The sequence below is a fragment of the Frankia sp. CeRuru1 genome (genome assembly GCF_977966315.1).
The window spans coordinates 1-10,385 of sequence record NZ_CDWWEW010000051.1; the positions used below are offsets into that span (position 1 = coordinate 1).

The 10,385-nt window shown below is 72.7% G+C and carries 10 protein-coding genes; 4 read left to right on the forward strand and 6 right to left on the reverse strand.

From position 1 onward, the window contains the following. A partial coding sequence (gene panB, locus AC08OP_RS06075; protein WP_476613283.1) for a 3-methyl-2-oxobutanoate hydroxymethyltransferase occupies positions 1-873 on the forward strand: 873 nt, incomplete at its 5' end. Between the two features lie 36 nt (positions 874-909). Here the strand turns inward: panB and AC08OP_RS06080 are convergent. Then, the gene (locus AC08OP_RS06080; RefSeq protein WP_476613284.1) at positions 910-1,752 is read right to left on the reverse strand and encodes a helical backbone metal receptor; all 843 of its coding nucleotides are present in this window, start codon (positions 1,750-1,752) and stop codon (positions 910-912) included. Further along, complete coding sequence (gene npdG, locus AC08OP_RS06085; protein WP_476613285.1) at positions 1,745-2,428, reverse strand: NADPH-dependent F420 reductase; 684 nt, start codon at positions 2,426-2,428, stop codon at positions 1,745-1,747. Before npdG ends, AC08OP_RS06080 begins: the two co-directional genes overlap by 8 nt. A 440-nt stretch (positions 2,429-2,868) precedes the next feature. Here npdG and AC08OP_RS06090 point away from each other — a divergent pair, with 440 nt between their 5' ends. Then, positions 2,869-3,087 carry a hypothetical protein gene (locus tag AC08OP_RS06090; RefSeq protein ID WP_023841797.1) on the forward strand — a complete coding sequence of 73 codons (219 nt, stop codon included), beginning with the start codon at positions 2,869-2,871 and terminating at the stop codon, positions 3,085-3,087. Positions 3,088-3,217: 130 nt separating this feature from the next. Here the strand turns inward: AC08OP_RS06090 and AC08OP_RS06095 are convergent, their stop codons facing one another. Then, positions 3,218-4,486 carry a site-specific tyrosine recombinase XerD gene (locus AC08OP_RS06095; RefSeq protein WP_476613286.1) on the reverse strand — a complete coding sequence of 423 codons (1,269 nt, stop codon included), beginning with the start codon at positions 4,484-4,486 and terminating at the stop codon, positions 3,218-3,220. 81 nt (positions 4,487-4,567) lie between these two features. Between AC08OP_RS06095 and AC08OP_RS06100 the strand changes: the two genes are divergently transcribed. Beyond that, positions 4,568-5,173, forward strand: a complete 606-nt coding sequence (locus AC08OP_RS06100; RefSeq protein ID WP_476613287.1) for a hypothetical protein — start codon at positions 4,568-4,570, stop codon at positions 5,171-5,173. Further along, a complete protein-coding gene (locus AC08OP_RS06105) occupies positions 5,170-6,171 on the forward strand; it encodes a PKD domain-containing protein (RefSeq protein ID WP_476613288.1) in 1,002 nt (333 codons plus the stop codon). The genes AC08OP_RS06100 and AC08OP_RS06105 overlap by 4 nt, the downstream gene beginning before the upstream one ends. A gap of 53 nt (positions 6,172-6,224) precedes the next feature. On the opposite strand, the gene AC08OP_RS06110 is transcribed toward AC08OP_RS06105, so the two are convergent. The 3 genes from AC08OP_RS06110 to recN form a co-directional block, all read right to left on the reverse strand. After that, a complete protein-coding gene (locus AC08OP_RS06110) occupies positions 6,225-6,848 on the reverse strand; it encodes an NUDIX domain-containing protein (RefSeq protein WP_476613289.1) in 624 nt (207 codons plus the stop codon). After that, complete coding sequence (locus tag AC08OP_RS06115; protein WP_476613290.1) at positions 6,845-8,671, reverse strand: CTP synthase; 1,827 nt, start codon at positions 8,669-8,671, stop codon at positions 6,845-6,847. The genes AC08OP_RS06110 and AC08OP_RS06115 overlap by 4 nt, the downstream gene beginning before the upstream one ends. A 194-nt stretch (positions 8,672-8,865) precedes the next feature. Continuing rightward, the coding region (gene recN / locus AC08OP_RS06120; protein ID WP_476613291.1) for a DNA repair protein RecN at positions 8,866-10,385 on the reverse strand (1,520 nt) is incomplete at its 5' end.

Consider the following 10,385-nt stretch of genomic DNA (forward strand, 5'->3'; position numbering starts at 1 on the left):
TGCTTCAGGCACACCCACCCACCCGGCGGGCCCGCGGCGACGCCCTACGGCGCGCCGACCACGCCGCCGCGGCCACGCCGGTCCCGTTTCACAGTGCGTGACGTCGCCGCGGCGAAGAACCGGGGCGAGAAGTGGTCGATGCTGACCGCGTACGACGCCACCACCGCCGCCGTCTTCGACGAGGCGGAGATCCCCGTCCTGCTGGTCGGGGACTCAGCCGCCAACGTCGTCTACGGCTACGACACGACCGTGCCGATCACCGTCGACGAGCTGCTGCCGCTGGTCCGGGCGGTGGTCCGCGGAGCACCGCACGCGATGGTCGTCGCCGATCTGCCCTTCGGGTCGTACCAGGGGGGGCCGGCCGAGGCGCTGGCGAACGCTACCCGCTTCCTCAAGGAGGGCGGGGCGCACGCGGTGAAGCTCGAGGGCGGTTCCCGGGTGGTCCGGGCGGTGGACGCCCTGGTCGGCGCCGGCATCCCCGTTATCGGGCATCTGGGGCTGACCCCGCAGAGCATCCACACTATCGGGGGCTACCGGGTCCAAGGCCGCGACGAGGCCGGCGAGGTCCTGCTGGCCGACGCGCTGGCGCTCGAGGCGGCCGGCGCGTTCGCGGTCGTGCTCGAGGTGGTTCCCGCCGATCTGGCCACCCGGGTGACGAAGGAGTTGCGCATCCCCACCGTGGGCATCGGAGCCGGCTCGGGATGCGATGCCCAGGTGCTGGTCTGGCAGGACATGGCCGGGCTGAGCGGCGGCCGCGCGCCGCGGTTCGTCAAGCGGTACGCGGATCTGCGCACGATTCTCGCGGACGCCGCCCGGGCCTACCGCGCGGACGTCCGGGACGGCAGGTACCCGACAATCGAGCACAGCTACTGATCAGCCATCCGGCCGGTGGTGCCGGCGGCGGCGCTGTCACTCCGGCCCATCGCCGGTCCGGGCCAGCGCCGCCGCGAGCACGGACCCCGCCTCGACCAGGGACGGGCCGTACCAGGTCAGCAGGCGGCCGGACACGCAGACCGCGGGCGCGCTGAAGGTCTCGGGTCCGTCCGACGGGCTGAAGGGGTACGGCTCGTCGGGCAGGACCACCAGGTCATGGGGCGGGACGGCCGCGGGATCGATCCGAGGGTAGCGGTCCGGCGAGTCCGCCAGCACGTTGTCGACCCCCAGCCGGCGCAGCACGTCGCCGGTGAAGGTGTCCCGGCCGACCGCCATCCACGGCCGGCGCCAGATCGGCACCAACGCCCGCCGTCGCGGCCCGGCGGCCGGCACGGCCCAGGCCTGCCGGGCGGCGTCGAGCCAGCCGGGACGAGCCAGCCCGCAGGCCAGGCGCAGCATCCGGTCCAGGCTCACCAGAGCCTGATCGACCGTGGTAGGGGCGGTGACCCACACGGCGAGCCCGGCCCGGCGCAGCGCGGCGAGGTCGGGTTCCCGGTTCTCCTCGGCGTTCGCGCAGACCAGGTCCGGAGCCAGGGAGACGATGGTGTCGAGGTCGGGGTTCTTCGTCCCCCGGACCCGGGCGACGGCCAGCCCCGCGGGATGGCTGCACCAGTCGGTGGCACCCACCAGCAGACCGGGCGCGGTAACGGCGATCGACTCGGTGAGGCTGGGAACGAGCGAGACGATCCGTTCCACCCGCGCCGGAATCGGCACCGGGTGGCCCAGATCGTCCCGGGGGGCCGTCCCCGCCTCTCGTTCCCGCCCGTTCGCCACCGTGGCCACGTCCGAACGGGCCACGTCCGGACGCCGCTCAGACATCGGTGACCCGCAGGCCGGCGTGTGACTTGTACCGGCGATTGACCGAGATCAAGTTTGCGGTCAATGCCTCGACCTGACCGGCGTTGCGCAACGTGCCGGCGTAGATGCCCCGCATGCCGGGAATGCGCTCGGCGAGCGCGGCCACCAGATCGGTGGCGGCCCGATCGTCGCCGAGGACCAGGACATCAGTGTCGATCTTCGCGACCGCGTCATCGGCCAGCAGCACCGCGGAGACGTGGTGGAAGGCCGCCACGATGGTGCTGTCCGGCAGGACGGCGGCCGCCTGCTGCGCGGCGCTGCCCTCGGGCACCGCGAGCGCGAAGGCACCCCCCTTGTCGAAGCCGAGGGGGTTGACGCAATCGATCACGATCTTCCCAGCCAACGGCTCCCGCAAGGCGGCCAGGGTCTGGCGATGGCCCTCCCAGGGAACCGCGATGATGACGATATCCGCGCGCTCGGCGACCGTGGCGTTGTCCGCGCCTTCGATACGCAGGCCGGGACGCGCGAGCGCGGCCGCGGCCTGCTGGCCGCGTTCGGTCGAGCGGGACCCGATCAGCACGAGATGGCCGGCGGCGGCGAACCGCAGGCCGAGGCCCCCGCCCTGCGGACCCGAGCCGCCGAGGATACCGATGATCAGCGCGGGGACATCCGGCCGGACGCGGTCAGTCGAAGCCACCCTGCCATCCTGCCCGATCCGGGCTTTGGCCGCCCGGCTGCGTGACACCCGTGAACGCGTTCCCAGAACAGTGGGAACCAACCCGTTCACCCTCCGACATGACGATGCATGACAAGTCCACCCCCTTGCGGACAGCTCCTGGCAATGAGGGACTATGCAGAGACAACGGGACAGCTACGTGCCCGATTTTTCCGAGCTCGCCCCCCGTGGGGAGATCCGGATCGACCGGGTCCATACACGTCGCCACCGGCAGAGGAGCAACCCACGTGACTGACAGCTACAGCTCTTGGACCGCGACACTTGGTGAGCGAGTAGACACGAAAAGCGAACCTGCCGGTACTTCCAGGAACCCCGCGCGCGCATTGGTCTCAGATGGGCCGTACCGTTCCGTTTCACACACATCGAGCAGATCTTCGGAGTCAGGCGAGAGAGGTCGAGCAATGGCGGACGTGTCGGTTCGCTTCGCGATGACGAACGACAGCGAAGTGGTGCTGAACCTGTCGCTGCCGCAGGCACTACGCCTGATGGAAGCGATCGCCCGCAAGGTGGGCGAAACCCTGGCCGAGCGCAGCACGCAGACGGTCGGCGGTGTCGGCGGCGTTCCCGCCTCGGCTCCCTCCAACGGGATGCCCAGCCTGGGGCCGTACACCCCATCCTGAGCGTCCGCATCCTGAGCGTGTCCACGTGCCGCGCCGGTCCACGCGTCCCCAAGCGGTGGCGTCGCGCCGCTTGGCGCGTTCTCCCGCGGACAGTCCCGGGTGGACATCCGCCCGGGACGCCGACCGTCGCTCAGAACCGGGGCGGTGCCCCGGCGAAACTCACGGATCCGTCATGCACGGATCCGTCCTCGGGTCCCCAGGTCCGGGAGTGGTGACCGATCGAGCCCAGGGTCGAGCCCAAGGCGCGTGGGTGTGAGGCCGCGTACGCCTCGCGAAGCCGGTCCACCGTCACCAGGGTGTAGATCTGAGTGGTGCTGACCGAGGCGTGTCCCAGCAGCTCCTGCACCACCCGGACGTCGGCGCCGCCGTCGAGCAGGTGGGTGGCGAAGGAATGGCGCAGCACGTGGGGTGAGACCCCCTCCACACCTGCCGCGAGCGCCGCCGTACGCAGCACCGACCACGCGCTCTGCCGGGACAGGCGGTTACCGCGGCGGGACAGGAAGACCGCGGGCCCCGAGCGGGGGGCGGCCAGCATCGGCCGCCCCACCCGCAGGTAGTCGGCCACCGCGGCGATGGCGCACCGACCGAGCGGGACGATCCGGTCACGTCCGCCCTTGCCGTGCAGGCGCACGGAGGCGGCCTCCAGATCGAGATCGTCGACGTCGAGACCGACGGCCTCCGAGATCCGGGCCCCGGTGCCGTAGAGAAGCTCCAGCAACGCGGTCGCGCGCAGACGGCGGACGGCCTCGGCCGGTTCCACCGGCGGCGGTCCCCCGGGCGGCGGCGGGGATCCCGACGGGGGCGCACCCGCGGCCGCGGCGAGGACGGCCACCACCTGGTCGATGCTCAGGGCCTTCGGTAGCCGCCGGGGAGGCGTCGGCGGTCGAACCGGCCGGGACACGTCCTCGGGGACGTCACCCTCGTCGGCCGCGAAGCGGTGCAGCGACCGGACGGCGACCAGCATCCTCGCGACCGACGCCGCGGCAAGCGGCGGGTGCGTGTCGTCACCGGCGCGCAGCACGGCGGCGAATCCGGCAACCTCCGCCTCACCGACCGCGCCCAACGAGGACAGACCGCAGGCGGAGAGATAATCACAATAGCGGCGCAGGTCGCGACGGTAGGCGAGCACCGAGTTGTGCGCGAGTCCGCGTTCGCCCTCCAGATGGTGGAGATAGCGCTCGATGACGCCGGCGGGCGTGCCACGCAGCTGGGACCCGGCTCGATGATCCGCAGGCCGGGACAGGTCGTCCGGCCCGGCCAGGTCGTCCGGCCCAGCCAGGTCGTCCGGCCCGGGCCGAGGCGCCGACGGACGATGATCCGAGGACCCGCCGACGCCGGATGCCGAGGCCGCGGGGGGGCGCAGCCGGAGTACCCGGTCGCCGTCGGTGACTCCCATCATCGAACTGATAGTAGGACCTGCCCCCCGTTCTCCGTTGGCGCCTATCCACATACCGCGTTTCCGCGGCTATCCTGGCGACTTGTGCGGGCGGACAACGGGTCGTCACGGTACGCCGCACGGCTGGGGGTCGCTATCGCCATACTCGTCATCCTCACGGGCGCGGGCTGCGGCGGCGACCAGCACGAGCCATCCGGGGCCGCGGTCCCGACCCGCCCCGGTTCCCAGAATCCGGGCACGGCCGTCTCCGGCCGCCCTTCCTTCCCCGGTTCGGTCCCCGGTTCGGTCGACGACACACCCGCGGCCGCTACCCGCACGGTCGAGGGCTACTTTCACGAGATCAACGAGGCCGCGCGGGCCGGTCGGGTCGCGGTTATCGCGCCGAGGGCGCTCGGTGGCTGCCAGCCCTGCGCCCTCGACGTCGGGGTGACCCGCTCACTCCAGCAGCGGGGGCTGCGCGCGGACGGGCCGGCCTATCAGCTGAGCGACGTGCTCGCCCGGCCGCGGGTCGGGCTCGTCACCGAGGTGGACTTCACCGTGCGAACCCGGGCGGTGGGGCTGCTGGACCCGGCGGGCCGGCGGGTCTCCGACGCCCCGGGCGTGCCGACCCGGGTCGGCACGGCCGAACTGTCGCTCACCGACCACGGCTGGCGTATCCAGACCCTGCGCTACGCCCCGGCCCGGGCATGACCACCGGCCCGGGGGCGATCGCCCCGCGCACGACCGGCCCGGGGACGACCGCCCCGCGCACGACCACCGCCGCCCGCACGACCACCGCCGCCCGCACGACCACCGCCGCCCGCACGACCACCGCCGGCCGGCGCCGCGCGTTCCCGCGCCCGGCGCTGATCGCGGTCGGCGCGCTGCTGCTGGTGAGCCTGACCGGCCTCGCCGCCGGCGCGGCGCCCGCCGCCGCGGCGCCCGGGCGCACCGTCCCGGTGCCCTGCGCCGGCGCGCTGTGGGGTACCTGTGACACCCGGGCCACGGACAACGGCTACCAGTACCGCTACCACGACGGAGTGCTGGAGCGCGTCGGGATCCCGACCGGATCGGGGGCCCGGCGGAGCGCGGCCTGCGGCCAGGATTGTCCGGACGACCCGGCGGCCGTCTGTGACCTGCTGACCGCAGTCGGGCCGGATCCGGCGATGGACGCGCAGGCGCGGGCCCAGTACGACCAGGCGGTAGCGGGCTGCTTCAACTACCTGCTGCCCGCCGGCGCGGTGCCGGTCGCCCAGGTGCAGGCCACGCTCGCCAACTACCTGCGCGAGAAACTCCTGCCGAAGCCGTCGATCGTCATCGCGCCGTCCGGCCGCAGCTTCGCGAACCTGGCCACGATCCTCTACACCCCCGTGCCCGACTCGTTCACGTTCAACGTCGACCAGCCGGTCGTGGCGACCATCAGCGCCGTTCCCCACTATCACTGGGAGTTCGGTGACGGCGAGACCGGCCCGGATGCTCCCGGCCGGCCCTACGACCCGGCGATCTCACCGCGCGATCATCCCGAGGCCTATGTGGCGCACGGCTACGCCCGGCCGGGCCGGTACCAGGTGACCCTCGCGGTGACCTGGGACGGCACGTTCACCGTCCCCGGGGTCGCGCAGGCATTCCCGATCGACGCGGTGACCCTCGCCGCCGCGCAGGGCATCGTCGTCGACGAGGCCGCCGGCGTGCTGGTCCACAACGATTGACGCCACCGCGGGACCGACACCACCGCGGAGAAACGGGGCCGCGGCGCGGCGGCTCAGCCGCGGTGGGCGGGACGAGCGGGCCAGGGTGCGTCGGGTGGGCGCAGACCGGCGTAGTTCTCGGCGCGCGCCCGGGCCGTGGCCAGCAGCCCGATGACCGCCATCGCGTTGGTGATCTCACCGCGCAGGACCCGTTCGACAGCGTCGGTGAAGTCGATACGCGCGAGACCCATCTCGGCCTCCTCGTGCACCGGCACGTACCGCTCGGCAGCCGGGATCTCGTGCAGCCCGCGGGCCAGGAAAAGGCGGTAGGCCTCGTCGGTCATCCCCGGCGAGGCCCACACGTCAACCAGCAGATCGTAGCGGTCGGCGCGCAGCCCGGCCTCCTCGGCCAGCTCCCGCGCGGCGGCCGAGGACGCCGGCTCGCCCGGCACGTCGAGAATGCCGGCGGGCAGCTCCCACAGCGGACCACCGACGGGATGACGGTACTGATGGACCATCACCACCCGATCGGCCTCGTCGAGGGCAACCACCCCCACGGCGCCGGGATGCACCACCACATCACGCTGCGAGATGTCGCCATCCGGCATCCGCACCTGATCGCGGCGGACGGAGATGACCCTCCCCTGGTAGGCTAGGGTGCTCTCGGCGACCTCGTACCGGTGCGGGGTCGCCGTCACGGGGACACCAGCGCGGCGGTGCCGTTGGAGCTGACGCTCGGCCGGGACGCGCTCGCGCCCCGGCGGATACTCCCGCCGGATCGACCGGCCGTGACGCCGCGGGTCTGCGCGGCGCCGTTCTCCGGGACACCGTTCTCCGGAGTGGGGGCGTCCTCGCCCGGCAGGTCCACCGGCAGCACCCCGCGGCGACGGTCCGCATGCGCGACCGCCGCGGCGACGAGACCCCGGAACAGCGGATGGGCCCGGGTCGGCCGGGACCGGAACTCCGGATGTGCCTGGGTGCCGACGTAGTACGGGTGCACGTCGGCGGGCAGCTCGACCACCTCGACCAGGCGGCCGTCCGGCGACGCCCCGGAGAAGACCAGCCCGGCGGCGGCCAGCCGGTGCCGATAGTCGTTGTTCACCTCGTACCGGTGCCGGTGGCGCTCGGCGACCTCGGCGGCGCCGTACTCACGCCGGGCGAGCGTGCCGGGCACCAGCACGCACGAGTACAGGCCCAGTCGCATTGTGCCGCCCATGTCCCGGGTGCCGGCCACCACCTCGTGCTGGTCAGCCATCGTGGAGATCACCGGGTGGGGGGTCTCGGGGACGAACTCGGTGGAGTTCGCCGCCTCCAGGCCGGCGAGACTGCGGGCCGCCTCGATGACCATGCACTGCAGGCCGAGGCAGATACCGAGGGTCGGAATGCCGTTCTCGCGGGCGTGCCGCAGCGCGGTGAGCTTGCCCTCGATGCCCCGCACCCCGAAACCACCGGGAACGATGATCCCGTCGACCCCGTCAAGCAGGGTGGCCGTCACGTCCGGGGAAGAGCACTCGTCCGAGGTGACCCACCGCAGGTCCACCCGAGTGTCGGTGGCGAAGGCGCCGGCGCGCAGGGCCTCGGTCACCGAGAGGTAGGCGTCGGGGAGGTCCACGTACTTGCCGACGATCGCGATCGTCGCCGTGTTGGCCGGGTGGTGCACCCGCCGCAGCAACGTGTCCCATTCCGTCCAGTCGACGTCGCGGAAGGACAGCCCGAGCCGACGCACCACGTAGGCGTCGAGACCCTCGCGGTGCAGCACCCGGGGAATGTCGTAGATGGAGCTCGCGTCCGGCGCCCCGACGACGGCCTCGTCGTCGACGTCGCACATCATCGCGATCTTCTTCTTGAGTGAATCGGGCAGCGGCCGGTCGGACCGGCAGACCACGGCGTCGGGCTGCAGGCCGATGCTGCGCAACGCCGCGACCGAATGCTGGGTCGGCTTGGTCTTCAGCTCTCCGGAGGGGGCGAGGTAGGGGACCAGGCTCACGTGCACCGTCAGGGCGTTGTCCCGACCGACCTCGTGGCGTACCTGACGGATCGCCTCCAGGTAGGGCAGCGATTCGATGTCCCCGACGGTCCCGCCGACCTCGGTGATCACCACGTCGACGGAGTCACCGGCCAGCCGCCGGATCCGGTTCTTGATCTCGTCGGTGATGTGCGGGACGACCTGGACGGTCTGGCCCAGATAGCCGCCGCGGCGTTCCCTGGCGATAACGGCCGAGTAGACCTGGCCCGTCGTCACGTTGGCGCTGCCGTCGAGGTCGACGTCGAGGAACCGCTCGTAGTGGCCGATGTCGAGGTCGGTCTCGGCCCCGTCGTCGGTCACGAACACCTCACCGTGCTGGAACGGGTTCATCGTCCCCGGGTCCACGTTGAGGTAGGGGTCGAGCTTCTGCATCGTGACGCGGAGTCCACGAGCCTTGAGGAGTCGACCGAGGCTCGACGCGGTTAGTCCCTTGCCGAGACTGGACGCGACCCCGCCGGTGACGAAGATGTGTTTGGTGATATGCGCCTGACCCACCCGAAGCTCCCGTGGTTACGCCGCCGGTCCGGCCCCGGCGCCTCCACGGGACTTCACGGTAACAGCTCCCCCGCACGACGCCTCCAGCGCAATGCGGGGACTCTGCCATAAGGGTGAGTCAGGGCCCTCGGTTATCACCTTCGGTGACTCCCTGGACCACCGCAGGATGCCCGGTCTCCCCGACCGCGGTGGCACTACGGCAGCGCCTTGTCGGCCGCCGCGGCGGCGAGCAGCTCCTCGGCGTGCCCACGGGCCAGCGGGCTCTCCTCCTGGCCGGCAAGCATCCGGGAGAGTTCCCGCACCCGGCCGGCGTCGTCGAGCGTGACGACCCCACTGCGGGTGACCGATCCGTCGTCGGCCTTGTGGACCACCAGATGACGGTCCGCGAAGGCGGCGACCTGCGGCAGATGGGTGATACAGATCACCTGATGAGTGCGGGCGAGACGGGCGAGGCGCCGGCCGATCTCCACCGCGGCCCGACCGCCGACCCCGGCGTCCACCTCGTCGAAGACCATGGTCGAACCGGTGTCGGCGGCGGCGAGGACGACCTCGATCGCGAGCATGACCCGGGACAGCTCACCGCCCGACGCGCCTTTCTGGACCGGCCGCGGCGGCGCCCCGGGATGCGGGATCAGCCGCAGCTCCACGTCGTCGACGCCGAACGGTCCAAACGCGACGACCCGCAGGCCGACCGGCAGACCGGCCGGATCGTCGCGCTGCGACACGGCGGCCTCCACCCGGGCCCGGGGCATCGCGAGCCCGGCGAGCTCGGCGGCGACCGCCGCACCGAACCGGGCCGCCGCCTTGGTCCGGGCGTCGCTGACCTCCTCGGCAAGCCGGGCCAGCTCGGCGGTCAGGCTGTCCCGCCGGGCGGTGAGCGCCTCGACGCTGTCCCCGGCGCCGTCGAGTTCCAGCAGCCGGCGCCCGGCCTGGTCCGCCCAGGCCAGCACCCCGTCGATGCCGGTACCGTGCGCCCGGGTCAGGCTGGTGAGGGCGGCCTTACGCGCCTGGGCGTCGGCGAGGCGCACCGGGTCAGCATCGATGCCCTCCGCGTAGGAGGCGAGGTCCGCGGCGACGTCGGTGAGTAGCATCCCCACCTCCGTGAGCCGCGCGCCGAGGGCGGCGAGCTCGGCGTCGAGGGCGGACTCGCCGGCGATGACCCGCTGGGCCGCGGCCACCAGATCGACCGCACCGGGCTCGTCCGACCCGGTGGCCGGATCGCTCATCAGCGCGGCGTGCGCGGTCCGCGCCGCCCGCACCAGGGTCTCCGCATGCTCCAGCCTGGTCAGCTCGGCGTCGAGGATGACGTCCTCACCAGGGCCGGGGGCGACCCGTTCCACCTCGTCCAGGCCGAGGCGCAGCAGCTCCGCCTCCTGCTCGCGTTCACGCACCCGGTCGGTGATCTCGGCGAGCCGCCGACTGACCCGGGTCAGCTCCCGGTACACACCGCCGTAGCGGGCCAACGGCCCGGCGACGGCGGAACCGGCGAACCGGTCCAACGCGTCACGCTGGGTGGACGGCTTGAGCAGGCGCTGTGCCTCGGACTGGCCGTGCACGGCGATCAGCTCCTCAGCGATCTCGGCGAGGACACTCGCCGGGACCGAGCGGCCCGCGACCTGCGCCCGGGACCGGCCCTCCGCGGTCAGGGTCCGACCGACGACGAGGACGGCGCCGCCCGGATCCTCGTCGAGGTCGCCACCGACTTCGCGGACCC